Below are 26,187 nucleotides of genomic sequence, written 5' to 3' on the forward strand. Positions count from 1 at the left end.
TGCAGCTCGCAACGGCTGCAGCATCGTCATTGACCCATTTGCGGGCAAACTCTCTCGGCGGATTTGCTCATAACGGCAAGGAGCGTCAGGGTTACCCAGAACTCATTAAGCTCTTCCTGTTGACCAACGAGGGCATCAGCAGAAGATGCTCCGGTTCGCTACGACCCTCGATCCTTGACAAAAGCGTTCGCGTCGCTGCTTCCCCGAGTTCCCTGCCCGACTGGTCGATGCTTGCCAGATTGACCAGGCTGAGTGCTGCGGTCGTCGAATTGTCATAGCCCACGACTGCCAGGTCTTCGGGTACCCGCACGCCCATTTCCGCGGCTGCGCTCAAAAGCGTAATCGCATCAAGATCGCTCCAGCAGAAGATGGCGCGGGGCCGATCGCTTCGCGCCATGAACACCCGCATTGCCTCCTCGCGCTTAGGGGAATGGACAGGAATGTGGCTAATCGGTGCTGAGGAGCTCAGTCCGGCACGCAGCATGGCGCGCCGGTATCCGATTTCACGCTGGCGCACGACGGAAACCTTGTGACCTTCGCGAGCTCCCAGGCTGAGCATTTCGATGTCGCGATAACCACACTTCAGCAATGCCTCTACCGCTATCTCTGCCCCTCGCTGGTCATCGGTGTTGACCGTGTCGAAGGTCTTTGCTTTCGGATCATGATAACCGACAGCCACGATCGGAACTTGTGCCGCAAATTCTGCAATGATTTCCGTAGGAAGGCGCGGAGCGACGAGGATGAGCCCATCCATCTTATAGTCGATCATAGATTCGATAAGAGAGGTCTCCAGTTGCATGCGGCCCTCGCCGACGCCGATCATTGCCTGGTAGTGCGACGGCGCCAGAACGCCGTTCACGCCGTCGATGACTTCGGGCAGGAAGGGATTGCGTATGTCGACAAGGAGCAACCCGATCGTGAACGTACGACCGCGCAGGCCGCGTGCGGTCCTTGACGGTCGATAACCCAGTTCTTCAATCGACCCGGTCACCTTGGCGCGAAGGTTCTCGCTCACACCATATGCATTTCGCATGACCTTCGAAACCGCCGCGACAGATACGCCTGCATGCGCAGCAACCGTCCGTATCGTCACACGATCGCGCTTTGCAGGCTTCGACTTCTCTTTGATTGGCATGAAATCCTCAGATTCGATCTGCAGGCCCTTAAGCCTCACCAAATCACCATGGCAGACCGGTCGCAAAATATCTATTGCGCTTCTGAAAAAAATGTAGAACGTTATACGAAGAACGTTCTACAAAAGATGTGGAGGATCTGATGAATTTTCAGCCGGTGGCGGCCAGCGACAATCTGGTTTCACGAGACTGGACCAGCGATATGATCGCGCCGCTGTCGGATCGCGGTCAGGGAACGGCCGCAAGTTTTGTCGCCAAGACGTTCAACTGCGATGGCGTCGAGACGCCTGCTGAACTCTTCATTTCAGCACTCGGCCTTTATCGCTGCTTCATCAATGGCAAACGGGTCGGCAACGACCTTCTGACACCCGGCTGGACCAGCTACGATCATCGCCTGGCCTATCAGCGCTACGACGTCTCAGACCTCATCAAGCCTGGTCAGAATCGCATCGAGATCTGGCTTGCGGACGGATGGTACCGGTCTCCGCTCATGTGGGGTCAAAAGGCCATTCCCAATTGCTGGGGTGACCAAACGGCAGCCATTGCAGACCTGATCGGGCCGAATGGCGTCATTGTCTCAACCGATACCACGTGGCAGAGCGGGCTGCTGCCGATCCGCAAATCCGGCATCTATTTCGGTGAGATCTATGATGCGCGCGAAGAAAGGCTTGCCGACACTCACGGCACGGTGAGGCTGCCATTCGACAAGGCGTTGCTCGTCGCGCACGAAACAGCGCCGGTCCGTGAGTTGCCGCCGATCGCTCCGATTGACAATTGGACCGACGCGGAAGGGCGAACGATCTACGACTTCGGCCAGAACATCGGCGGCTATGTGCGCTATACGGTCCGCGGGGCAGCAGGCGCCGAAATCCGCGTGGAACATTCGGAAGTCTTGGGGCCTGGCCGTCACTTCGACAACCGCAACTACCGCACCGCAGAAGCCCATACGATCTATACGCTGGGCGGAGACGGCGAACAGACCTACGCGCCACACTTCAGCTTTCAAGGCTTCCGCTATGCCAGAGTGACGGCTACGGGCGAGGCACGTATCTTGGCAATCTCGTCGGTTCCGATCTCCTCCGTGCCCAATCCGACTGGCGGCTTCCAGTCGGGCAACGCGCTCGTCAACCGGCTTGTCCAGAACACGATCTGGTCACAGCGCGCCAATTTCATCGAGGTCCCGACCGATTGCCCACAGCGCGACGAACGCCTCGGCTGGACAGGCGACGCTCAGGTGTTTGCTGCAACGGCCTGCTGGCTGACGGACAGCCAGACCTTCTTCCGGAAATATCTGCGCGATGTTATGGCCGATCAGCGTGAGGATGGTGCCATTTCCCACTTTTCGCCCGACCCGACACGCCTGCATCCGAAGAACTTTCCGGGATTTGCCGGTTCGACCGGCTGGGGCGACGCCATCGTCGTGATCCCCTGGGTTCTTTACACGCATTACGAGGATCGGGCAGTTCTTTGTGAATGCGTGAATGCGATGGTGCGCTGGGTCGACTTCGTCTGGTCGATATCGGACGGCCCGATCGTGCGCCCGCCGTCCCGCTGGGGCGACCGCGGCTTCACATTCGGAGACTGGCTGCAGCCGATCGGCGACAACCGGAAGCCGCGCCCGACAGTTGCCGACGATTGCGCTGCAACACTCTACCACTTCATCTCCACCGACTTGCTGGCGAAGATCGCAGCGATCCTCGGCAACCAGGCTCTGGAGGCGCGCATGAAGGGCCGTGCTGAAGAAATTCGACGTGCGTTTGCGCACGAGTTCATCGCACCATCCGGACGCATTGCACATAACGACCAGACGTCTTACGCGCTGGCGTTCCTATACGACCTGATCCCGGCTGCGCACCATGAGGCTGCCAAGCAGCACTTCAGACAGGTGATCATCGATGCGGACTACAAGATCGGCACGGGCTTCATAGGCACCCCCGCCCTGCTGCCGGCTTTGACGAAGCTCGGAATGGACGACCTTGCCGAAAAGGTGTTCCTGCAGGAGGAGGTTCCGGGCTGGCTCTATCAGGTGTCCAGGGGCGCAACCACGATCTGGGAGCGCTGGGATTCAATGGCGCCGGACGGCACCATCTACGAGCCTGACATGAACAGCTACAACCATTATGCCTATGGCGCCGTGTGCCAATGGCTGTTTGAGAGCGTCGCGGGCATCTCGCCAAGCCGAAGCGCACCTGGTTTTTCCGAGGTCATCGTCGATCCGGCGCCGATCGCCGCGCTCTCGCCCGTCACCGCCTATCATGACGTGCGTCAAGGTCGAATTGAAGCTCAATGGGAGTGCAGCGGCAACAGGGTCACCTATAAAGTGACGCTTCCAGAAGGCTGCGTCGGTCGATTCCGGCCCGGACGACGGCATCAGAATCCGGTGCTTAACGGCGAGCCTGTCACGGGGGAAGCCGTCCTTCGAGCGGGAACACATGAGCTGATCTTTTCTCTTCCCCATCTTTGAGGAGCATACCTGCCACCGTCAAACCGTTCAGAGGAGGAACGTCATGACAAACCGCATCAAAGTCATTCTTGCCGGTGCGTCGGTGCTCGTAGCGCTGATTGCCGCAGGGCCGTTGCACGCAGAAACGACGCTCTCGTTCCTGATCGATAACAGCCCCGATACCGTCGCAGCCGCCGAGGCGCTGGTTGCAGCTTACGAGAAGATCGCACCGGATGTAACGATCGAAATCGAGCAGCGGCCGGGTGGTGGCGAGGGCGACAACATCGTCAAGACGCGGCTGGCGACAGGCGAGATGTCGGATGTCTTCCTGTACAATTCCGGCTCGCTGATGCAGGCGCTGAAACCTGCACAGACGCTGGCCGACCTCAGTGATCTTTCGTCGCAGGCAAAAGTAGACGAGAGCTTCAAGGCCGTGGTCCGCGCTGACGGCAAGCTATACGGCGTTCCCTTCGGAACGGCGATGGCTGGCGGGATCCTCTACAACAGAAAAATCTATCAGGACCTCGGCCTGCCCGTCCCGAAGAGATGGGCCGAGTTCATGGCCAACAACGAAAAGGTGAAGGCGGCCGGCAAAGTCGCTGTTGCCCAGACCTATCGCGACACCTGGACCTCCCAGCTCTTCGTTCTGGCGGACTATTACAACCTGCATCAAGCCGCGCCGAACTTCGCAAACGACTATACGGCCAACAAGGCGAAATACGCGACGACGCCTGCGGCCATGAAAGGTTTCGAGCGCCTGAAGGAGGTTCATGACGCCGGCCTGATGAACGAGGATTTCGGTGCAGCAAGCTATGACGACGGCCTTAGGATGGTGGCGACAGGCGAAGCCGCCCATTATCCGATGCTCACCTTTGCCGTCGGCGCTTTGAAGCAGAACTATCCGGAAAATCTTGAGGGTGTCGGCTTCTTCGCGCAGCCGGGGGACGATGCGGCCAAGAACGGTCTGACGGTCTGGATGCCGCCTGCCCTTTATGTCCCGCTCGCCAGCCAGAACGCGGATGAAGCCCGGAAATTTGTGGATTTCGCCGGAAGCGTCGAAGGCTGCAAGATCATGGTTGAAACCAACACGGCCCAAGGTCCGTCCCTCGTCGACGGATGCGCGCTGCCGGCCGACGTCCCGCCCGCGGTGAAGGACATGCTCCCCTATTTCGAAGCGAAGGCGACTACGCCGGCGCTGGAATTCGTGTCGCCGATCAAGGGACCGGCCCTCGAACAGATCACCGTCGAGGTCGGGTCCGGCATCCGCCAGCCAGCCGAGGCGGCCGCGCTTTATGACGATGACGTGCGCAAGCAGGCAAAGCAGCTTGGTCTACCCAACTGGTAGTGGCCCTTCGGGAAAGCTGACCTCGCCCTTCACGGGCGAGGCCCACCCGATCGAAGAGGTAAACATGATCGAAACACGCCTCCGCTCACGCAAATCGCCCTATCCCTTGTGGTTTTTTCTTCCTGCCGCAGCCGTCTACGGCGTGCTGTTTGTCGTCCCTACGGTGTCTTCTCTCTGGTTCAGCCTCACACGTTGGGATCTTTCGAGCGCCGAGTTCATTGGATTGGAGAACTTCCGACAGTTCTTTTCCGAGCCGTTTCTGGTCAAGGGCCTCGTCAACACGCTGATCTATGCCTTAACGACATCCGGCCTGAAGACGATATGCGGGCTCCTGCTCGCCGTGCTGCTGACCGGCAATATTTTCGCTCGAGGCTTCCTGCGCACGCTCGTTTTCTTTCCAGTTCTGGTATCGACAATCGGCATCGGCATCGCCTTTACCGTGATGATGCACCCGACAAAGGGCATCATCAATGCCATGCTTGAAACGCTCGGCATTCCCGGACCAGGCTGGCTGACCAATCCGGCGCTTGCTCTTTTTTCCGTGGCGCTCGTCGATCTCTGGAAGGGCGTGGGTCTTGCCACCTTGATTTTTATCGCCGGCCTGGCAGCAATCAGCCCCGATTACTACGAGGCTGCCAGAATTGACGGTGCCACACGTTTCCAGCAGTTCTGGCGCATCACTCTGCCTCTTGTGCGTCCGGCGACGATCACCGTCATCACGCTGTCGTTGATCGGTGGCCTCCGGTCGTTCGATCTCATTTGGGCGATGACACGCGGTGGGCCGGGCTTTTCCTCGGATGTGATCGCGTCGGTCATTTATAAGCAGTATCAGGCGGGATTCTACGGTTTGTCGACTGCGGGCAATGTCATCCTGTTTGCGCTGATCGCCATCATCATTCTACCGCTTACCGTGTGGCTCAACCGGCGCGAGGTCGAACAATGAGACAGATGCGGCCCTATACGAGCGGCGCGATCGCACTTGCCGTCGCCACGGTCATCTTCGTGCTGCCCTTCGTGTTCATTGCGCTCCAGGCGGTCAAGTCGAAATCCGAGGCATCCCGGCTCGACTTCACGCTCCCGGAACAGTGGCTGTTCTGGGACAATCTCGCAGCAGTGTTCCAGGCGCGCGACTATCAGCTCGTGCTGGCATATTTCAATTCGACGCTGATCACCGTCGTCTCGGTCACCATACTGATACTGTTTTCGGCGATGGTCGGATATGTCATGCAGCGCCGCAAAACCCGCTGGAATGCCGTTGCCTCGGGTGCGCTCTTCATGGGCCTGATGATGCCACCGGCTGTCGTTCCGACGATCGGACTGCTTCAGGAAATCGGCCTCTTCAAGACCATTACCGGAATGATCCTGATCCAGGTCGCCTATAATCTCTCGTTCTCGACCCTGCTCTACCGATCGTTCATTTCGACCATTCCCCGCGATCTCGATGAGGCGGCACTGATCGATGGGGCAAAGCCTTGGCAGATATTCTTCCGGGTGATCCTGCCTTTGCTCAAGCCGGTGACGGTGACCAATATTGTCGTGCAGTCGATCGCGATCTTCAATGATTTCACGAACCCGCTCTATTACCTGCCAGGCAAAGAGAACGTCACCGTGCAGCTGACGCTCTATAATTTCCAGAGCATGTACACGAGCCAGTACAACCTGCTCTTCATGAACATCCTGCTCGTTACGGTCCCTCCCCTCATCGTTTTCATCTTCTTCAACAGGCAGATCGTGGCAGGCATGACTGCCGGCGCAGTGAAAGGTTAGTGTAAAATGGCCGAGCTCACCCTCACCCGGATTTGCAAGAGCTTTGGCGCCCTTGATGTCATCAAGGGCATCGATCTGGAGGTGCGTTCCGGTGAATTCGTCGTATTTGTCGGGCCGTCTGGATGCGGAAAATCCACGTTGCTGCGGATCATTGCCGGGCTGGAAGACTCGACGTCCGGCATGCTGACGATAGGCGGCAAGGATGTCACGGACGCCGAACCATCGAAGCGCGGTATCGCCATGGTGTTCCAAAGCTATGCGCTTTATCCGCATATGACGGTTGCGGAAAATATCGGCTTCGGGCTTTCGCTTGCCCGCCGCCCGAAATCCGAGATCGAGGCCAAGGTCCGCGCAGCAGCCGAGACCTTGCAGCTTATCCATTTGCTCGACCGCAAGCCGAAGGCGCTTTCCGGCGGGCAAAGGCAGCGCGTTGCCATCGGCCGCGCGATCGTTCGTGATCCGAAGGTCTTCCTGTTCGACGAGCCGCTCTCGAACCTCGACGCATCTTTGCGAGCCCAAATGCGGCTTGAGATTGCAGAACTCCATACCCGCCTGAAGACAACCATGATCTACGTTACCCATGACCAAGTCGAGGCGATGACGATGGCCGACAAGATCGTCGTCTTGAACGGTGGCAAGGTCGAGCAGGTGGGCAGCCCGATGGAACTCTACCGCAAGCCGGCGACGCCCTTCGTCGCGGGCTTTATCGGCAGCCCGAAGATGAACCTTTATACGGGCGAGGTTGCGCAGCGCTTCGGGTGCCAGACCTACGGGATCCGACCCGAGCATATTCGCCTTTCCCAAGCTAAAGGCGCGTGGCAAGGCAGGGTTAGACATATCGAGCGCCTCGGCGCCGATGCCATCCTCTATCTGGATGTTCCGCAAATCGGCGAAATGGTGGTGCGCGCCGAAGGAGAGACCGCCTTTGCAACAGGTGCCACCGTTTGGGCAAGTCCGGTGGAAGGCGCGGCGCACAGATTCGGCGCATAGCCGGCTCGTCGAGCCGGAATCAGAGAAAACTTGCCTCGAAAAGTTCGCGTGAGTAATCGGCATGGGTGACACCTGATTGAAGATCGGCTTTCGTCAGTTCATCGACGAAAGCACCATCTTTCATGATAAGGACCCTGTCGCACATGTGCGCGATCACTGCGAGATCGTGGCTCACGAGCACATAGGTCAGCCCATGCTCGTCGCGCTTGTCTGCAAGAAGATTGAGGATCTCGGCCTGAACGGAGACGTCGAGTGCCGAGGTGGGCTCATCGAGCAGCAGGATCGCCGGCGACAGGATAAGCGCCCGCGCAATGGCAACGCGCTGACGCTGGCCTCCCGACAATTCATGGGGAAACCGGTTGGCAAAGCTGTCGGGCAGTCCCACCTGCCGTAGCGCCTTTTGAACGGCAGACCAGCCATCACCGTGTCCCATCGAGCGGAGAGGCTCGGCCAGGGCCGTCCCGATGCGATGACGCGGATGAAGCGAACCATAGGGATCCTGAAACACCATTTGAGCGCACTTCAGCTCATTTCGCGACCGGATCTTTCCGATTGCCTTGCCGTCGAGTTCTATTGAACCCGTCCATCCCTGCTCAATACCGGCCAGAGACCGCAGGACCGTTGATTTGCCGCAGCCGGATTCCCCGACGATGCCAAGCGTTTCGCCCTTGCCGACCTCAAAGCCTACCCCTTTTACGACGTGGTTGCGCGTTTTGCCCGCACCATAGACAACATCGAGATTGCTGATCCTGATCATTGCGCCGCCTCTGCTTCCAATGCCTTCCTGTCCAGTACTTTCAGTCTGCGGACCGGATGACGGGGGTCGGGAAGCGCCGCAATCAGGCCACGGGTATAGGGATGCCGGGCGTCTTCGAGGCTCGTGAGCGTTTCAACGACACGACCCGCATACATGACCAGGATCCGCTGGCAGAAAGCCGCGACCATGCGGATATCGTGGCTGATGAGGATGAGGCCGGAATCATTTTCCCGCACCAGTTCGTCGAGCAGGACGAGGACGTCCTTCCTGACACTGACATCAAGTGCCGACGTAGGCTCGTCGGCAATGACCAGCTTCGGCTTGGCAAGCAGCATCATCGCAATCATCACGCGCTGACCCATGCCGCCGGATATCTGATGCGGGTAAAGTGCCATGACGCGGTCTGCATCACTGATCCTGACGCGTTGGAGCATGCTTCTTGCACTCTCCATCGCTTGAGCGCGACCAAGGCCAAGATGAAGCCTTGCCGCCTCCGCCACCTGCCTGCCGATGGTCAGCACCGGATTAAGCGAATAGCGTGGATCTTGCATGATAAGCGCCATCTCCTTGCCGCGCAGTGCACCCATCTGCCGTTCGGTCTTTTCAAGCAGCGGACTGCCGGCAAGATCGAAACGCTCCGCCGAGATCGCGGCGCTCGGCGAAAGAAGGCGCATGATCGCCCGTCCGGTTGTCGATTTTCCGGAACCGGATTCGCCCACAATTCCTAGCCTTTCCCGCCCCAGGTCGAAGCTGACTTCGCTTACGGCCGGTATTGAACTGCGCCCAAAGCGCACGTTCAAATTCCGGACGGAAAGGATGGTTGAGGTTTCACGATCTTGCATGGCGCGGATCCAGGATATCGCGCAGCGTATCGCCGGCGATGTTGAAGGCGAGGCTCGTGAGCAAGATGGCAATGCCCGGCATGACGGCAACCCACCAGTAATCGAGCATGAACTTGCGTCCGCTTGATATCATCGCGCCCCATTCGGGCGCCGGCGGCTGCGCGCCAAGCCCGAGGAAGCCGAGCGATGCCGCCGTCAGGATGATGCCGGCCATATTGAGCGTCAGGCGCACGATCACCGACGGGACGCACATGGGTGCGATGTAGAGAAGCAATATTCTCAAGGAAGACGCTCCATAAAGGCGGGCTGCGGCGACGTAATCGGCGTTGCGGACGACCAAGGCCTCGGCTCGGGCAAGCCGGGCAATCGGCGGCCAGGCCGTTAAGGAGATCGCGATGATCGCCGTGTTCAATCCCGCTCCAAGGGCGGCGGCAAATGCAAGGGCAAGGATCAGCGAGGGAAAGGACAGGACGATATCGGTTGCACGCATCAAGATTGCGTCTGTCCGACCGCCGAAAAAGCCGGATACGATGCCGATGAGCAAACCCACAGGGCCGACAATTATGGATATCGAGAGAACAGTCTGAATGGTGATCCTTGTCCCATAGACGAGGCGGCTGAAGATATCGCGTCCAAACTCATCTGTCCCTGCAAGATGTGCAAGGCTGGGCGGCTGCAGTGCATCACTCAGCATTTGGACATTTGGATCATAAGGCGCAAGCGCCGGCGCAATGATTGCGACGATGCAAAGCACGGCGAGGATGAGGAAGCCGGAGAGACCGAGCGGCTCGTCGGCAAGCTGGCGTCCGGCGCGAGCGAGCGAGGCGGCGATGCGGGCCGGGATTGGCGGCCGCCTGATCTCGCTTTGAGAGTGAAGCGCGTCGGTCATTGCGTGGCCTCCCGGGTGCGCGGATCAAGCAGCGCATAGGCAATGTCTGCTACAAAGTTGAGGAACATGAAGATGAAGCCAACGATGATTGTTGCGGCCAGGATGGCGTTCATATCGCCGATCATCAACGCATTCGTCATGTATTGACCGATCCCCGGCCATGAAAAGACGATCTCGGTCACGACGGCGCCTTCCAGAAGATTTCCATAGGAAATCGCAAGGACGGTGATCAGCTGCACGGCAATGTTCGGCAGAACATGACCGATCACCGTATTCGCCGGCCCGACCCCTTTGGCTCGCGCTGCGATGACGTAGTCCTGATTGAGCTGCTCAAGTGTAAAGCTGCGGGTCATGCGGGTGATGTATGCCATCGCGGCGTAAGCAAGGATGATGGCTGGCAGAATGATGTGCGAGAGCGCATTCCAGAAAATTTCGGGCTCGCCTTCAAGCAGGCTGTCCAACAGCATCAGACCGGTCCTTGGGGTTACGATACCCTCGTAATAGACATCGACCCTGCCCGGACCGCCGACCCAGTTAAGCCCGGCATAGAAAATTACCAGCCCGACGATACCGAACCAGAAGACCGGTATCGAATGACCAACGAGAGCCACGACCCGCGCCGTCTTGTCGATCCAGCTGTCGCGGAAAAGTGCTGCCGCAAGTCCGAGCGGCACACCTATGAATGTCGATATGATGACCGCCAGGGTGGCAAGCTCAAACGTTGCCGGAAATGCCTGCGCCAGATCCTTCGAAACGGGATTGCCAGTCAGGATTGCCGTTCCGAAATCACCCTGCAGCAAGCCCGTCAGATAAATGAAGAACTGCTGATAAAGTGGCAGATCAAGCCCAAGGCGCGCGCGCATCGCCGCGTAGGCGGCAGGGTCGGCAAGCTCGCCGACCACTGCGCCGACGGGATCGGCGGGCATGACGCGGCCGATCACGAAGGTGACGCAAAGCAGTATGAACAGACTGACGATGAGTTGGAGGACGCGCCTTCCAAGCTCACTCGTGGACAATTCCTTCATGATCGGCTGCCTGCCTCGGTTATTCGGTTTCTGCCTTGGTCACGGCTTCAAGTCGCGTCGTCATGTTCGGGTGGCCGACATAGTCTTTAACGCGCGCATTAAGAACGATCGGCTCATAACGCTCGAAGAGCGGCAACACTGCCGGTTTGAGGTCGACGAACATCTTTTGCATTTCGACATAAAGCTCGCCGCGTTTCTTGGCATCCGGCTCCAGCGAAGCCTTTGCGGTCAGCTTCGTCAGTTCGGGGATATCCCAGGCCGAGCGCCAGACGAAGTTGCCGGCGTTGTTTGCCTCCTTCGAATTGTCCGGATTGCTGGAGAACTGCTCCATCGAGCCAAGGACGTTCGGCATGTAGGCGCCTGTCTGCGGGATCAAGAGGTCGAAATCGCGGGCACGGTGGGCCGCGATGATCTCCGATCCATTACCCTGCTGGATATTGACCTTGATGCCGATCTGCGCAAGCGAGGCCTGGATAGCTGTAGCAAGATCGATACGCGGCGTCTGCGCGATCGTCTTCAAAGATAGCGAAAAGCCATCCTTGAACCCGGCCTCCGCCAACAGCGACTTGGCCTTTTCGACATCGAGATGCCAGTCAGGGCTCGAAATGGCATATTCGTAATTCTCCGGCACCGGCACCGTCCGCACCCTGCCGTAAGGCCCCATGATCGTCTTTTCGATGCCGGCATAATCGATGCCGTAGGCAATCGCCTCGCGGACCTTTGGATGAGACAGATATTGGTTTCCGGCATTCATGGACAGCACATAGAACCCCCCGGTCGGCACGCGCTGAATTTGGAATCCCTGCTTATTTTGAAACGTCGCAAGATCAGATGCGCTCAATGCGCTTGCAATGTCGATGTCGCCGCGCTCCAGCATCAGGCGCTCGACCTGGCTTTCGGGAACATGCCGGATAACGACGCGCCGCATCTTCGGTTCGCCCCCGACATAATCCTTGTTGACGTCCAGGATGACGATCTCGTTGGGTGTCCAGCGATTGAGCGTGAAGGGCCCCGAACCGGCAGAGTTCGTGCGCAGCCACGCGTTTCCATAGTCGTTATCCTTGACGTGCTTCTCAACCTCGACGCTGTCGACAACGCTGGTAGTCACCATGGCGAGACGATAGAGAAGCAATTCCGGGGTAACCTCGCCCGAAAGATCAATGCGCACTGTACGCTCATCGGGTGCCGTCACCAGCTTTTCAACATTGTCAGCATTGTAGCCGACTCGCTTCAGGTTGGCCGCAGCCGCCTGGTTCATCTTGAGGAGACGCGTCAGCGAAAAAACAACATCCTTGGATGTCACGGGATTACCGGAGGCAAACGCCGCTTCCCTGAGCTTGAACGTGATCCCTTTGTCATCGATCGCCCAGCTCTCTGCCAGTTGCGGTGCGATCTTGCCCCCCGGCGTCGCCAGGACCAGACGGTCATAGAGATTGCACATGATTTCATTGGCCTTGCCTTCCGTCGCCTGCTGCGGATCAAGCGACAACACCTGGGCAAGCGACGTGCCGATGACGAGTTGGTCCTTCGGCGTTTCGGCTACGGCGGCAGAAGCAGTCAGCGCCAGCAAGCTGATGGCGGCTCCAACGAATAGCCCCTTACGAAAATGCTTCATTTCAATTCCTCCCTGGTCTACTATAGAAGACATATTATGTCATCGGTATGTCGTATTATGATTTACAGAACTTCCCGCGGGTTGGCAAGAGCCGCCCATGGGCATTTGCGACAGGCGCTGTGAGGGGTTGGGATTTAAGAATGCGACGGAGCCGAGAAAGACTTGCACAGCAGTTGATCGATCAGATGCGTGCCCAGATCGAATCAGGAAAGCTCAAAGAGGGCGACCAGTTGCCCACCGAGCCGCAACTGGAGGCGACTTTCGGCGTGAGCCGCACCGTTGTTCGCGAAGCCATCGCGGATCTTCGCTCAGCCGGCTATGTCCGGCCGATCCAGGGAAAGGGAGTGTTCGTCAGCAATCCATCGGCACAAAAGGCGTTTTCGTTAACGCCGGTAGAAATCAAGAGCATCCCGGAAACCCTTGAATTGCTTGAATTTCGCATGGCCGCGGAGGGAGAAGCGGCAGCCATTGCGGCCTATCGAAGAACAGCTGAACAAGAGGCTGCGATCCGTGCAGCCAACCGCAAGATGGCTCAGATGATCGAAGATGGCGCCCCCACTGTTGAAGCAGATTACGAGTTTCACATGGCGATCGCAGCGGCGACGAATAACCGCTTCTATGTCGACGTTTTGCGGCATTTCGGGCCTCGCGCCATCCCCAGAGGGCAGTTCCCGACGCTGCCCGAGGCTCATGATCGCGCCTACCTCGACAAGGTCCACGCAGAACACATCGAGATCCTTGAGGCCATTGCGGATCAGGAGCCTGAGCGGGCGCGGCAGGCCATGCGCGCGCATTTGCTTGCCAGCCAGCGGCGCTACCGGATGCTGGCCGAACAGCAATAAGATACTCGACACCTCTCAAAATTCATATTATGTCATACGACATTACTGAATTGGAGAGGATTTCAAAACATGTATGTTGGAACCCAGGTCGCGGTTCGGGACGACGACGATTTCCGTGTTTTCGCACAGCTCGGGCTGAAGCATATCTGCGCCGACCCACCCGGACCGCCTGCGAGCTGGACCCTTGACGATTTGGAACGCCACCGCGACAAGGTCGAGAGCTTCGGATTGATTCTCGATATGGTCCAGCTGCCCCTTCCCTCGCGGCCGATCGAGAACGCCTCTTATCCAGATATTCTTCTTGCCGGTCCTAAGCGTGATCGTCAGATCGATGCCGTCTGCAGACTGATCGAGGGGATTGCCGCCGCAGGCATTCCAGCGGCGAAGTACAACCTCAATCTGATCGGCATCCCCCGCACGCCGATGGAACCGGGCCGCGGCGGCTCGATGAACGAGGCCTTTCGCTGGGAGAAAGTCGATCAGGCGGCGGCGCCGGGCCTAGCCGGGGGGCTTTGCGAGGACGAAAACTGGGAAAGAATCGATTATTTCCTCAAGCGTGTCGTGCCGGTTGCCGAAACCAATCGCGTGCGGCTCGCCTGCCATCCGCATGATCCCTACACGCCCCCCGGCTATCGCGGCGTCACCCGCGTCCTTGGGACGGTCGACGGTCTGAAGAAATTCGTGACCATGCACGAAAGCCCCTATCACGGACTGAATTTCTGCCAGGGGTCGATCGGCGAGATGCTTGAGAACCCGCGTGAAGAAATCGATGACATCATCCGCTGGTTCGGAACGCGTGGAAAAATATTCAATGTCCACTTCCGCAACATCAGAGGCGGAAAACTGTCCTTCATGGAAACCTTTCCCGACGAGGGCGACATGGACATGGTCCGCTCTGCACGGGTCTACAAGGAGGTCGGCTACAAATACATGCTGATGCCCGACCACGTCCCGACGATCAGCGGCAAGGATCCTTCCGGCGTCGCCTTTGCCTTTTGCTACGGCTACATCACAGCACTCATCGAAGCGCTTGAGACAGCGTCTGTTTAAGCCGATCCCGCATCCCTTCATCAACGAACATCGAACAGGAATGAACAATGGATCCAATTGAACTCAAGCGAGCGGTGGGCAGCGGGCTCCTCTCCTTCCCGGTCACACATTTCCAGCAAGATCTCAAATTCGACGAGGATGCTTACCGCAAACACATCGAATGGCTGGCCGGCTATGACGCAGCCGCTTTGTTCGCCGCGGGCGGTACAGGCGAATTCTTTTCGCTCAATCCGCAGGAAATTCCCTCGGTCGTGGCGGCGGCAAGAGGATCGGCAGGGAAAACACCGATCATCTCCGGCGCCGGATACGGCACCTCGCTTGCAATCGACATCGCGAAATCCGCCGAAAAAGCCGGCGCAGACGGTCTATTGCTTTTGCCGCCCTATCTGATGTTCAGCGAACAAGCCGGCCTCATCAACCATGTGAGGGCCGTCTGCAAATCGGTCGGCATCGGTGTCATCGTCTATAACCGTGATAATGCGGTCTTGACGGCGGACAGCATTGCAAGGCTTTGCGATGAGTGCCCGAACCTCATCGGCTTTAAAGACGGCGTAGGTGATGTCGACAAGGTGATCGAGATCACAACCAAGCTTCAGGACCGTCTGGTCTATGTCGGCGGCATGCCGACACATGAGGTGTATGCGCAGGCCTATTTTGCAGCCGGCGTCACCACTTACTCCTCGGCCGTGTTCAATTTCGTACCGGCGCTCGCCCACCGTTTCTATCAGGCGCTTCGCTCAGGCAATCAGCCTGTTGTCGACGAGATCCTGAAGAATTTCTTCTTTCCCTTTGTGGCGTTGCGCAATCGCAAGAAAGGTTACGCGGTCTCGATCATCAAGGCCGGGCTGCGGGTGCTTGACCGGGACCCCGGCCCCGTCCGCCCGCCGCTTATTGATCTCAGCCCGGAAGAGACGGCACTGCTTGAGCGTATCGTTCAGGCAAACGACATCGACAAAATCGCAGCGGAATGAAGAGGCAGCAGGCTATACGGTGCCCTCCCAGCCGTCCTGAACCACCTCTTCAAGAACGGCCGCGCGGCATTATTGGACCCGCGCGGTCGTCTGCTGACCAGGCTTTTAGCCTAACGGCAGGATCAGCACATCGCGCGGCGAAATTTCGATCTGGCCGCCATAATGGCTCCAGCCGATGGGCCATGACGCTCTTTCGCCAGTAAACGCTGCCCTTCCCCCGGCAAGCTCGACCCTGGTCGCCTGCGCGTTGCGCATCGGATTGACGAACCAGAGAATGCTGCCTTTTTCGCCTTTGTGGAGGCGGGAAAGCCGCGCCCTCTTCAGAGCGCGGCGACTTCTCGATCAGTGACAGCTCAGTCCTTATTCGGCAGCCTGCAGTGCCGGCACGCTCACGTCACCATTCTCCGGCAACTGACCGGCCATTGCCGCAGCAAATTTCGTCTGGTCCAGTTCGTTCTCCCAGCGCGCGACGACAACGGTGGCGACTGCGTTTCCGACGAAATTCGTCAACGCGCGGCATTCCGACATGAAGCGGTCGATGCCGAGGATGAGCGCCATGCCGGCGACGGGAACCGACGGAACGACCGAGAGGGTGGCAGCGAGCGTGATGAAGCCCGCGCCGGTAATGCCTGCAGCACCCTTCGAACTCAACATGGCGACCAGCAAGAGCAGGATCTGGTCGGCGAAGGACAGCGGCGTGTCTGTCGCCTGGGCGATGAACAGGGCTGCAAGCGTCATATAGATGTTGGTTCCGTCGAGGTTGAAGGAATAGCCGGTCGGGATCACCAGCCCGACGACGGAGCGTTTGCAGCCGGCTTGTTCCATCTTCGCCATGAGGCCGGGAAGGGCTGCTTCCGACGACGACGTACCCAGAACAAGCAGCAGTTCTTCCTTGATGTAGCGGATCAGCGCCAGGATCGAGAAGCCGTTGTAGCGGGCAACCCCGCCAAGCACGACGAGCACGAAAAGCAGCGATGTCAGATAGAAGGTGCCGATGAGCATGGCAAGGTTGGCGATCGAACCGATGCCATATTTGCCGATCGTAAAGGCCATCGCACCGAAGGCTCCGATGGGGGCCGCCTTCATCAGGATCGCTACGAGGCGGAAGATCGGCGTCGTCAAAGCCTGCAGGAAATCCACGACCGGCCGGCCGCGGTCGCCGACCATGGCGAGCGCAATACCGAACAGCACCGAGAAGAACAGCACCTGCAGGATGTCGCCGTCGGCAAAAGCACCGACAATGGTCGTCGGGATGATGTTCATCAAGAAGCCGGTAATGGTCGAGTCATGGGCTTTTTCGGCATAGGTCGCAACCGCCTTGGCGTCGAGCGTGGCCGGATCGATGTGCATGCCCGCACCCGGCTGGATGACGTTGGAAACGACAAGACCGACGGCAAGTGCGAGCGTCGAAAAGACGAGGAAGTAGATCATCGCCTTGCCGGCGACGCGCCCGACCTTTTGAAGATCGGACATGCCGGCGATACCGGTTGCCACCGTCAGGAAAATGACCGGTGCGATGATCATCTTGACGAGCTTGATAAAGGCATCGCCAAGCGGTTTCAGCGCCGTGCCGACCTCGGGGTAGAAGTGCCCGAGCAGCATGCCTGCACAGATGGCGAAAACGACCTGCACATAGAGATGCCGGTAGAATGGAACTTTGCCGCGCGCCGGCGCGGCTGGAATTGCTACACCCATAGTGTCCTCCATAAAGCCCCAAACCGACAATGGCCTCCCGGGGCGGATGATGCGGATATCTGGTAATTCAACAGCCACCCGGCTGTTTGCAGACACTTTGCAACGGGCGTGCCAGTTTGCTTTTATGCCTCTAAAGCGCTGTTTTTTCGTATCTTCTTGAAAAGCCGCTCAGGAAAGCGAGCTCGCTTGGGCGTCTTTTCGCACAAAGTGATTTGACCATTGTGCGAGATTGCGCACATTCTCCGTCATGCTTCAGCGATCAACCACAGACAACGTTCGAACCCCGCCGGACGTCATTCGCCAGGCGCGCCGTGCCTGGATCCTGTTCTTAGCTGCATCTGCGATCCTGATTGCGGCAGCGCTCGTAGGCGCCGAACTTTACGGGCGCCGGTCGGCGATCGAAGGGCTGGAAAGCCAGGCCCGCACCGACGCCAATCTCAAGGTCGCTTTGCTGACGGCTGTTCTGGAGCGCCCTCGCGCCCTGCCGCTTCTTCTTTCGGAGGATCAACAGGTTCTCGACGCCCTTTCGTCTGCAAAGAGCGGCACGACCGATCTCTTGAACCGCAAGCTGGAGCGGCTCGTCACCGGCACGCAAGCCGCCGTGCTTTATGTCATCGGTCCGGACGGGATAGCCGTCTCCTCAAGCAACTGGCGCGAGCCGATCAGTTTCGTCGGAAACGACTACGCGTTCCGTGACTATTTCCGTCGCGCGATGGAGCAAGGCACGGCTGAACACTTCGCGCTTGGCAGCGTCAGCAAACGTCCCGGTCTTTACATCTCCCGCAGAGTCGGCAGCGCGGCTACTCCGCTCGGCGTCGTGGTCGTCAAAATGGAATTCGACCGCCTGGAAAACGACTGGCGTGACGCAAGCAGGCCCGTTTACGTGACGGACAACCATGGGGTCGTTCTGATCACGAGCATCCCTTCCTGGCGTTTCATGACCACCGGGCCGGTACCGCAGCAGGATCTTGCATCCATTCGAAGCAGTCTGCAGTTCGGAGATGCACCGCTGGCAGAGCTTCCCATCATGCATCCGTCAACCATCGGCCCGGACGCATCCATTGTTTCTGCCGTCCTGCCCGGCGGCGGAGAGGCCCAGTATCTGCGCCTCTTTGCGGCCGTTCCGACGACGCCATGGCGGCTGGAATATTTAGTTCCAACCGAAATGCCGGTCGCGTCGGCCGTGCGGGAGATGCGGCTTCTCGCACTGGCGTTTTTGCTGCCCATTCTCGCAATCGCGGCCTTTTTGCTGAGACGGCGGCAGGTCTCCGTGATGAGGATCGCCAGCGAACAGGCCATGCGCGAGGAACTGGAGCGCCGGGTCGTTGCCAGGACAGATGAATTGAGTCGCGCTCGCGATCGCTTGCAGGCGGAAATTTCCGATCATCGCGATACGGAGGCGAAGCTGCAAATCGTGCAACAGGAGCTCGTGCAGGCGAACCGGCTCGCCATCCTCGGGCAGGTTGCAGCCGGCGTCGCCCATGAGATCAATCAGCCGGTTGCCACGATCCGCGCTTACGCAGATAACGCCCGCGTCTTCCTCCAGCGGAAAGAGCCAAGTTCGGCCGAGGAGAATTTAGGCGCCATTGCTCAGCTCACCGAAAGAATCGGCACGATTACCGAGGAATTGAAAGCCTTTGCGCGCAAGGGGAGAACGGCTGCCGAACCCGTTGAGCTTAGCACCATCATCGAAGGCGCCGTCGTCTTGCTGAAGAGCCGGTTTGCCGGGCAGTTGAACGCACTCGACATCCGAATGCCGCCACCGGGTCTCTTCGTCATGGGCAATCGGATCCGGCTGGAGCAAATCCTGATCAATCTCTTCCAGAACGCCCTTGAGGCGCTCGAAGGCCGCGACGACGCGAAGGTGGAGATATCCGTTGCAGAAACACCCGAGCAGGTCGCCATCGCCGTTTCGGATAATGGACCCGGCATTCCACCGGCAATTCTCGACACTCTTTTTACGCCGTTCCATACATCCAAGGAAAAAGGCTTGGGCCTCGGTCTTGTCATTTCAAAGGACATTGTTGCCGACTACGGCGGCCGGATCGATGTTACAAGCAGCGGCAACGGCACATGTTTTACAGTCCACCTTATGAGGGCAAAGGCATGAGGGATGCGTTATCGATCTTTCTCATCGACGATGACAAGGACCTTCTTCGGGCCACCAAGCAAACCTTGGAGCTTGCGGGCTTTAAAGTTTCAGCCTTTTCGGTGGCAAGTGAAGCGCTCGGTGCCCTTAACGCCGATTTTGCAGGCGCGGTCGTTTCCGATATCCGCATGCCGCAGATTGACGGCCTGCAGCTTTTCGATCGCGTGCGGAAGGAAGATGAGGACCTGCCGGTCATCCTGATCACCGGCCACGGCGATATTCCAATGGCGGTGAAGGCCATTCAGGACGGCGCCTACGACTTCATCACCAAACCGTTTGCAACCGACAGGCTGGTGCAAGCAGTAAAGAGGGCGGTGGAAAAACGCAGCCTCGTTCTGGAGAATAGGGCGCTCCGCCGGGCCGCCGACCAAGCTCGGGACGACCTGCCGCTGATCGGCCAGACACCGACCATGGAGCGGCTGCGCCGGACCTTGCGCCAGATCGCCGATACCGAGGTCGATGTGCTCGTCACGGGCGAGACCGGCAGCGGCAAGGAGGTGGTCGCCAGCCTGCTGCATCGATGGAGCCGCAGAGCGTCGGGCAACTTCGTTGCGCTCAACTGCGGGGCGCTGCCCGAGACGGTCATAGAGAGCGAGCTCTTCGGCCATGAGCCAGGCGCCTTTACCGGAGCGCAAAAGAAGCGCGTCGGGCGCATCGAGCATGCAAGCGGCGGCACGCTTTTTCTCGACGAGATCGAGAGCATGCCTCCATCGACCCAGGTGCACATGCTGCGCGTTCTCGAGATGCGGGAAGTGACGCCGCTCGGCACCAATGAGGTCAGGCCCGTCGACCTGCGCGTCGTCGCCGCCGCAAAGGTGGATCTTGGAGACCCGGAACAGCGTGGGGGTTTTCGTGAGGATCTCTATTATCGGCTCAATGTGGTCACGATCTCGATCCCGCCGCTTAGAGAACGCCGAGACGACATCCCCCTCCTCTTTGGCCATTTTGCCGAACGCGCGGCGTCCCGGTTCAAACGCGAAGTTCCGGCGATCTCGTCAGCCGTTCAACGTCATTTGCAGGGTCACGGCTGGCCAGGCAACGTGCGCGAGCTGTCGCACTTTGCCGAACGCTTCGTCCTCGGCGTTGAGCAGTTACCGGCAAGTACACGGCCGTCGGCACCTGAGACGGGCGAAGTGCTTCCGCTGCCCGATAGACTGGACCGCTATGAAGCCAGGATCATCCGTGAGGCGCTCGATGCCAATGGCGGCGACGTCCGCCGCACGATTGCGGAGCTCGGCATACCGCGCAAGACTTTTTACGACAAGCTCCAGCGCCACGGCATCGTCCGCAGTCAATTCGCAGCATCCAAATCCGGGCAGATTTAAACGGAGCTAGCAAATTCCACCGGAGCGGCTGCGTCCGGCCCGTTTAGGCAATAGCAAATGCCTCAACCTGGCCGGCCAGAGTTTGCCGCGCAACGCTTCTGCAAGCTCTTCGTGTTTGGCAAGATTGAAAACCAATATGGCTGCACCGCGTTTTGCCTGATGCGCGATGCCTCCAAATAGGCCTCGAACCCCGCGGAGGGCTTGGCCGTGGCTCCACAACGGCCGCATGGGCACAGACGGCCTTCATCCGCGCCGCTAGGTTGTGGCATATCCAGTGCCGGTTTAAAGGTCCGCGCCACGGAAAGGCCGCAGCAGAAAGACCCGCCATCAATCTCGGTTTGGACATCGATTGCTCAAAAATGCAATGCTTCTGAATCGCAAGAATCCCTGACAGAGCAGGTCATTCCAGGCCGCTTTACAATCATGGTTGGCAGCGCTAGCATCGCCCGCATGACGCAGGGGAGAGGAGCCCGTCTGGCGTCATCTGGATAGCGTATCGACATGCCTTGCCGGACCGGCACCCGACTGCAGAAAACAATCCGCAGCGGAACGTCGATGATGCCGACACCCATTCGATGCCAGTCCAAGCACGGCAACAATGGGAGGATTCGATGTATAAGACATTGGTCGGCGGCATCCTGGCCGCGGCTGCATTCACGCTTTCCCACTCCACGGCCCTTGCCGAGCCGGAAATCGTCAGCGGGCCTGCGGCCGAAGCTGACTGCTTCGTGCCGTGGGCGGCAGAAACCAAGTTCTTCAAGTTTCCAAAGAAGGACGGCCCCTACCGCATAGCGCTCGCCAACGGCTATATCGCCAATACCTGGCGCATCCAGATGATCCAGACGGCGAAAGCCTATGCCGCGCAGCCGGATGTCGCCTCAAAACTCAAGGAGTTCAAGGTCGTTTCGACCGGCGAGGACGTGCCTGCGCAAATTTCGGCAATCAACAACTTCATCGATTCAGGCTATGACGCCATCGTCGTCAATGCGCAGAACCCGACGGCATTCGGACCGGTCATCAAGCGCGCCAAGCAGGCCGGCGTCATCCTGGTCGCCTTCGACAACATCCTTGACACCGAAGACGCAATCAACGTCAACGTCGATCAGAAGGGCCTCGGCGTATTGTGGGCAAACTGGCTGGCAAAGCACCTGCCTGACGGCGGCAAGGTTCTCGAAGTGCGCGGCGTTGCCGGCACCTCGGTCGATACCGATCGTCACAACGGTATTCACGAAACCTTTGCTGCGACCGGCAAGAAATGGGATGTCGTCGAAGTGCTCGGAAAATGGGACGATCCGACAGCACAAAAGGCGACCGCTGACGCAATTGCCGTGCACAAGAAATTTGACGGCATCACCGCGCAGGGCGGCGATACCGGCGTCGTACAGGCGATGATCGATGCCGGACATCCGTTTGTGCCTTTCGGGGGAGAGACCGAAAACGGCTTTCGCAAGTTCTGCGCCAAGCATGCCGCCGAGGGCCTGAAATGCTCCTCGGCCGGTACGGGACCCGCACAGGTGGCGGTTGCCATCAAGACGGCGATTGCTGCGCTTGAAGGAAAGGTCGTGCCGCAATCCATCAAGCTGCCGCTGGCAATTGTTGAAGACCCGAATTTCAAGGAAGGCCAGGACTTTTATCCCGATCAATCCGACAACTTCTTCGTCGGCAATGCCTTCCCGACCTGCGGCATCAACTTCACCGCGCAGGAGATCATGGGGCAGTCGAAGGAAAACCAGTAGACCGGGTCCAAGCCGCTCGCTTGAACGGCGCGTCGCGGGTACCCGCGACGCGCCAGAAAAACCGGTTTCGAGGAACCTTATGATCACATCAGAAATACCGGCGGCAACGCCCCTCTTCCAGATGAGCGGTGTTTCGAAGCGTTACGGCGGCGTTCACGCACTGGAAAATGCCGAACTTGCCGTCAAACCCGGGCGGATTCACGCTATTCTCGGCGAGAATGGCGCGGGAAAATCGACCCTTATCAAGATCATGGCAGGTGTCGTCGCGCCCGATGAAGGCCAAATGTTGCTGAACGGACGCCCGGTCAGCTTCAGGTCCCCCGCCGAAGCCTCCGCTGCCGGGGTCACCTGTGTGTTCCAGGAGCTTTCGCTCATCCCCGACCTGAGCGTTGCCGACAACATCTGCATCGCCGCGCCGCCGCGCCATTTCGGCCTGATCAACCGCAGGGCCCAGCGTGCGATCGCCGAGGAGATGCTGGCCCGGGCAGGCGCCGAAGACATCCATCCGCGGGCGCTGGTCAAGGATCTGTCATTGTCGCGTCGGCAACTGGTCGAGATCGCCAAGGCGCTCGCATGGAAGCCGCGCATTCTTATTCTCGACGAGGGAACGTCGGCGCTGACGGCAGCTGACGTCGCCAAGGTTTTTTCCGTCCTGAGGCGACTACGATCCGAGGGCTTGGCGCTGCTTTACATTTCACACCGCATGCAAGAGATCGCCGAACTGGCCGATGAATGCACGGTTTTGCGCAATGGCCGCAATGTCATGAGCTTTGCGGCCGGAACGCGCAGCGGCAGCGAGATCGTCGAAATGATGATCGGCCGTGAATATTCCAGCGCCTTCCCGCCGAAGCCGGCGCGAGCGGCAACCGATACGGCTCCTCCCCCTCTTGAGTGCCGCAAGCTCTGCTGGGGGGACAGCCTGCGCGACATTTCTCTTACCGTCGGCAGAGGCGAGGTGGTCGGCCTTGGCGGTCTGGACGGGCAAGGACAGCGCGAAATGCTGCTTGCCCTTTTCGGCGTGCTTCGCGGCACCAGAGGCTCCGTCCTTGTCGATGGCAAGCCCGTCGCACTCACCAGTCCGGCAGTCGCACGCTCAAAGCATATAGGCATGGCTCTGATCCCCGAGGACCGCAAGACCGAAGGATTGATGCTGCCGATGACGGTTCGGGAAAATCTCTCCTTCGCGGTGCTGGACCGGGTATCCAAGGGTGGCGTCATAGACCGGCAAAAGGAAGAACAGCTGATCGACGAGATGGTGCAGTTGCTGGCGATCAAGACGGCAGGCCTCGACATTCCGGTCGGCGCGCTTTCTGGCGGCAATCAGCAAAAGGTCGTCATTGCCAAGTGGCTGATGCGCCGGCCTCGGATCGTGCTGCTCAACGACCCCACACGCGGCATCGATGTCGGCACCAAACAGGAAATTTACCAGTTGCTGCGGCGGCTTGCCGAGGCAGGCGCGGCCATTCTTTTTTATTCGACGGATTACGATGAACTGATCGGCTGCTGCGATCGCGTTCTCGTGTTTTATAACGGCAGCATCGTGCGCGAACTGAGGGACGACGGCATTACACAGCATGCTTTGGTCGCAAGCGCGCTCAATGTCGAGGGCGAGAAGGCGGAGAGCGCGGCATGAAGGAATGGCGTTACCGGTTGAACGAACGGCGCAGCACGCTGATGGCAGCCGGTATTTTCCTCGTCATGTTTGCCATCTATGTCTCCAACCATCCGGCCGGTTTAACGGCCAACGTCGTGCAGACCGCCGCCAACAAGGGTGTTCTGCTTGCCTTTGTCGCGATGGCGCAGACGCTGGTCGTGATCACGGCGGGCATCGACCTATCCGTCGGCATGATCTTCATCCTTACCAATGCGCTGGCCTCCTGGATCGTTCTTGGAACGGCGATCGAAACGGCCTTCGGCGTGATCGCCGTTCTGGCCACCGGTCTTTTCTGCGGGGCATTGAACGGCCTGATCGTCATTTATGGGAGATTGCAGCCGATTGTCGCCACCATCGCGACGGGCGCGGTCTTCTTCGGGATCGCCTTGCTGCTGCGGCCCTTTCCCGGCGGCTCGGTCAATGAGGAACTGGCAGATATCATGACCGGAAAGATATTCGGCACTGTGCCCGCCAGCCTGGTTGCCCTGGCTGCCATCGTTCTCATCATTTGGGTGCCGTTCAGCCGGTCTGTCATCGGACGGACGGCTTATGCATCCGGCTCGTCGGAGACCGCAGCCTATATGTCCGGACTACCGATCCGCCGCGCCAAGTTTACTGCCTATGCGCTGGCCGGCCTTCTTGCCTCGATCGGCGGTCTGTTTCTCACATTCTTCACTTTCACAGGCGAGGCAGCCCTTGCAAGCGGCAATGCCTACACGCTTTTCTCGATCGCCTCGGTCGTCCTTGGCGGCGTATCCCTTTTTGGCGGCAAGGGCAGCGCGATCGGTGCGATATTCGGAGCGCTCGCCTTCCGCACCATCGGCGACCTGCTTTTCGTCTTCGATTTCGATCCGCTGTGGCAGCCTCTGTTCCAGGGTGTGGTGCTGCTCGTCGCCGTCAGCCTCGGAGCCTTCGGATTGTTCCGCGTCCGCAATCGCCTGGAGTGGTTCGGATGAGCAACGCAGCGCGAGAAGAGCCGGTGAGCTCTCTGCCTAAAATCGTGCGGCGGCTCGATCCGGCGATCGCGACGGCCTTCGGCTGCATCATCCTTTTGCTGATCATCGGCAGTTTTTATTCGACGAGTTTCCTGTCGCCCGAATATCTCCTGCAGCAGTTGAAAGTGGCATCCTTCCTTGGCGTCATTGCCACCGGCATGATGATCGTCATCTTGCTCGGCCAGATTGATCTTTCCGTTCCCTGGTCGGTCGCCGTTGGCGGAATGATGGCTTGTGCTGCGGCTGCATATGGTCCTGCAGGCGAGATGCTTGCTATTCCCTTCGGAATTGTCTGCGGCATGGCAATCGGCCTCGCAAACGGGATCGGCGTCGCTTATCTGCGCATTCCCTCGATGATCATCACGCTTGCGACCAACGCCGTCGCTCAGGGGTTGATGGTCCTTTATACTGGTGGTTTCTCGCCACAGGATTCGGCTACATTTGCCATGCGTTATCTGGCAACCGGCTTTCTTCTCCCCGGCATACCCAATGCCGTGCTCATCTGGGCCGTGATCGGTGCCGGCACGGTCTTTGCCCTCACGCGCACGACATTCGGCCGCTCCGTCTACGGCATCGGCAACCGCGAGAGCGCGGCCTATCTATCCGGCATCAACACCCGCCGGATCGTCCTGATCGCCTTCATCGCCTCCGGTGCCCTTAGCGCCTTTGGCGGCGGCCTGCTTGCCGGCTATGCGTCGAAGGCGGCCCAATCGATGGGCGATGCTTATCTTTTGCCCTCGATCGCCGCCGTCGTCCTCGGCGGAACATCCATTCTCGGCGGCAGGGGCTCCTACCTCGGCACAGTCGCCGGCGTGATCTTAATCACCCTCCTGCAATCGATCCTCTCGGTCATGCAGATGCCGGAGGCAGGACGGCAGATCATCTACGGCGTAGTCATCATCGCCATGCTGCTGCTTTACGGCCGCAGCCCTGCCAACCGGTGACCCGCGGCCCTACCGGATTT

General features: G+C 59.1%; 21 protein-coding genes. 14 read left to right on the forward strand and 7 right to left on the reverse strand.

Annotation, left to right across the window (positions count from 1 at the left end; translation table 11 throughout):
• Positions 1 to 91: 91 nt before the first annotated feature.
• Positions 92 to 1,135 (reverse strand): LacI family DNA-binding transcriptional regulator, encoded by a 1,044-nt coding sequence (locus QA644_RS28410; protein WP_283072617.1) that lies wholly within the window; start codon positions 1,133 to 1,135, stop codon positions 92 to 94.
• Between the two features lie 140 nt (positions 1,136 to 1,275).
• Between QA644_RS28410 and QA644_RS28415 the strand changes: the two genes are divergently transcribed.
• The 5 genes from QA644_RS28415 to QA644_RS28435 all read left to right on the forward strand — a co-directional run bounded on the left by QA644_RS28415 (position 1,276) and on the right by QA644_RS28435 (position 7,678).
• Complete coding sequence (locus QA644_RS28415) at positions 1,276 to 3,597, forward strand: alpha-L-rhamnosidase (RefSeq protein WP_283072618.1); 2,322 nt, start codon at positions 1,276 to 1,278, stop codon at positions 3,595 to 3,597.
• Between the two features lie 43 nt (positions 3,598 to 3,640).
• Complete coding sequence (locus QA644_RS28420) at positions 3,641 to 4,921, forward strand: extracellular solute-binding protein (RefSeq protein WP_283072619.1); 1,281 nt, start codon at positions 3,641 to 3,643, stop codon at positions 4,919 to 4,921.
• Between the two features lie 64 nt (positions 4,922 to 4,985).
• Positions 4,986 to 5,864 carry a sugar ABC transporter permease gene (locus QA644_RS28425; RefSeq protein WP_283072620.1) on the forward strand — a complete coding sequence of 293 codons (879 nt, stop codon included), beginning with the start codon at positions 4,986 to 4,988 and terminating at the stop codon, positions 5,862 to 5,864.
• Complete coding sequence (locus QA644_RS28430; RefSeq protein ID WP_283072621.1) at positions 5,861 to 6,688, forward strand: carbohydrate ABC transporter permease; 828 nt, start codon at positions 5,861 to 5,863, stop codon at positions 6,686 to 6,688. Before QA644_RS28425 ends, QA644_RS28430 begins: the two co-directional genes overlap by 4 nt.
• Positions 6,689 to 6,694: 6 nt before the next feature.
• Positions 6,695 to 7,678 (forward strand): ABC transporter ATP-binding protein, encoded by a 984-nt coding sequence (locus QA644_RS28435; RefSeq protein WP_283072622.1) that lies wholly within the window; start codon positions 6,695 to 6,697, stop codon positions 7,676 to 7,678.
• Positions 7,679 to 7,697: 19 nt separating this feature from the next.
• Here the strand turns inward: QA644_RS28435 and QA644_RS28440 are convergent, their stop codons facing one another.
• From QA644_RS28440 to QA644_RS28460, 5 genes are read right to left on the reverse strand one after another with little or no spacing between them, the layout of a single operon-like run.
• Entirely contained in the window at positions 7,698 to 8,435 is a 738-nt protein-coding gene (locus tag QA644_RS28440) for an ABC transporter ATP-binding protein (RefSeq protein WP_283072623.1), read from the reverse strand.
• Entirely contained in the window at positions 8,432 to 9,277 is an 846-nt protein-coding gene (locus QA644_RS28445) for an ABC transporter ATP-binding protein (RefSeq protein WP_283072624.1), read from the reverse strand. Before QA644_RS28445 ends, QA644_RS28440 begins: the two co-directional genes overlap by 4 nt.
• Positions 9,264 to 10,166 (reverse strand): ABC transporter permease, encoded by a 903-nt coding sequence (locus QA644_RS28450; RefSeq protein ID WP_040115694.1) that lies wholly within the window; start codon positions 10,164 to 10,166, stop codon positions 9,264 to 9,266. The genes QA644_RS28445 and QA644_RS28450 overlap by 14 nt, the downstream gene beginning before the upstream one ends.
• Positions 10,163 to 11,191, reverse strand: a complete 1,029-nt coding sequence (locus QA644_RS28455) for an ABC transporter permease (protein ID WP_194730976.1) — start codon at positions 11,189 to 11,191, stop codon at positions 10,163 to 10,165. Before QA644_RS28455 ends, QA644_RS28450 begins: the two co-directional genes overlap by 4 nt.
• 19 nt (positions 11,192 to 11,210) lie before the next feature.
• The gene (locus QA644_RS28460; protein WP_283072625.1) at positions 11,211 to 12,806 is read right to left on the reverse strand and encodes an ABC transporter substrate-binding protein; all 1,596 of its coding nucleotides are present in this window, start codon (positions 12,804 to 12,806) and stop codon (positions 11,211 to 11,213) included.
• Positions 12,807 to 12,946: 140 nt separating this feature from the next.
• Between QA644_RS28460 and QA644_RS28465 the strand changes: the two genes are divergently transcribed.
• From QA644_RS28465 to kdgD, 3 genes are all read left to right on the forward strand, one after another.
• Complete coding sequence (locus tag QA644_RS28465) at positions 12,947 to 13,648, forward strand: FadR/GntR family transcriptional regulator (RefSeq protein ID WP_040116614.1); 702 nt, start codon at positions 12,947 to 12,949, stop codon at positions 13,646 to 13,648.
• A gap of 69 nt (positions 13,649 to 13,717) precedes the next feature.
• Positions 13,718 to 14,698: a mannonate dehydratase gene (locus QA644_RS28470; RefSeq protein ID WP_283072626.1), complete on the forward strand. Its 981-nt coding sequence runs from the start codon at positions 13,718 to 13,720 to the stop codon at positions 14,696 to 14,698.
• Positions 14,699 to 14,745: 47 nt separating this feature from the next.
• Positions 14,746 to 15,669, forward strand: a complete 924-nt coding sequence (gene kdgD / locus QA644_RS28475) for a 5-dehydro-4-deoxyglucarate dehydratase (protein WP_283072627.1) — start codon at positions 14,746 to 14,748, stop codon at positions 15,667 to 15,669.
• A 360-nt stretch (positions 15,670 to 16,029) separates the two neighbouring features.
• Here kdgD and QA644_RS28480 read toward each other — a convergent pair whose 3' ends face one another.
• Positions 16,030 to 17,364: a dicarboxylate/amino acid:cation symporter gene (locus QA644_RS28480; RefSeq protein WP_283072628.1), complete on the reverse strand. Its 1,335-nt coding sequence runs from the start codon at positions 17,362 to 17,364 to the stop codon at positions 16,030 to 16,032.
• A gap of 247 nt (positions 17,365 to 17,611) precedes the next feature.
• Between QA644_RS28480 and QA644_RS28485 the strand changes: the two genes are divergently transcribed.
• From QA644_RS28485 to QA644_RS28510, 6 genes are all read left to right on the forward strand, one after another.
• Positions 17,612 to 19,474, forward strand: a complete 1,863-nt coding sequence (locus tag QA644_RS28485; protein ID WP_283072629.1) for a sensor histidine kinase — start codon at positions 17,612 to 17,614, stop codon at positions 19,472 to 19,474.
• A complete protein-coding gene (locus QA644_RS28490; protein WP_283072630.1) occupies positions 19,471 to 20,838 on the forward strand; it encodes a sigma-54 dependent transcriptional regulator in 1,368 nt (455 codons plus the stop codon). The genes QA644_RS28485 and QA644_RS28490 overlap by 4 nt, the downstream gene beginning before the upstream one ends.
• A gap of 611 nt (positions 20,839 to 21,449) precedes the next feature.
• Positions 21,450 to 22,574 carry a sugar ABC transporter substrate-binding protein gene (locus tag QA644_RS28495; RefSeq protein ID WP_194730968.1) on the forward strand — a complete coding sequence of 375 codons (1,125 nt, stop codon included), beginning with the start codon at positions 21,450 to 21,452 and terminating at the stop codon, positions 22,572 to 22,574.
• A 79-nt stretch (positions 22,575 to 22,653) separates the two neighbouring features.
• Positions 22,654 to 24,207: a sugar ABC transporter ATP-binding protein gene (locus tag QA644_RS28500; RefSeq protein ID WP_283072631.1), complete on the forward strand. Its 1,554-nt coding sequence runs from the start codon at positions 22,654 to 22,656 to the stop codon at positions 24,205 to 24,207.
• Positions 24,204 to 25,184: an ABC transporter permease gene (locus tag QA644_RS28505; protein WP_074072158.1), complete on the forward strand. Its 981-nt coding sequence runs from the start codon at positions 24,204 to 24,206 to the stop codon at positions 25,182 to 25,184. Before QA644_RS28500 ends, QA644_RS28505 begins: the two co-directional genes overlap by 4 nt.
• Complete coding sequence (locus QA644_RS28510) at positions 25,181 to 26,167, forward strand: ABC transporter permease (RefSeq protein WP_074072159.1); 987 nt, start codon at positions 25,181 to 25,183, stop codon at positions 26,165 to 26,167. Before QA644_RS28505 ends, QA644_RS28510 begins: the two co-directional genes overlap by 4 nt.
• Positions 26,168 to 26,187 lie beyond the last annotated feature (20 nt).

It is taken from the genome of Rhizobium sp. CC1099 (assembly GCF_029714385.1).
In the GTDB taxonomy this organism is placed as follows: domain Bacteria; phylum Pseudomonadota; class Alphaproteobacteria; order Rhizobiales; family Rhizobiaceae; genus Rhizobium.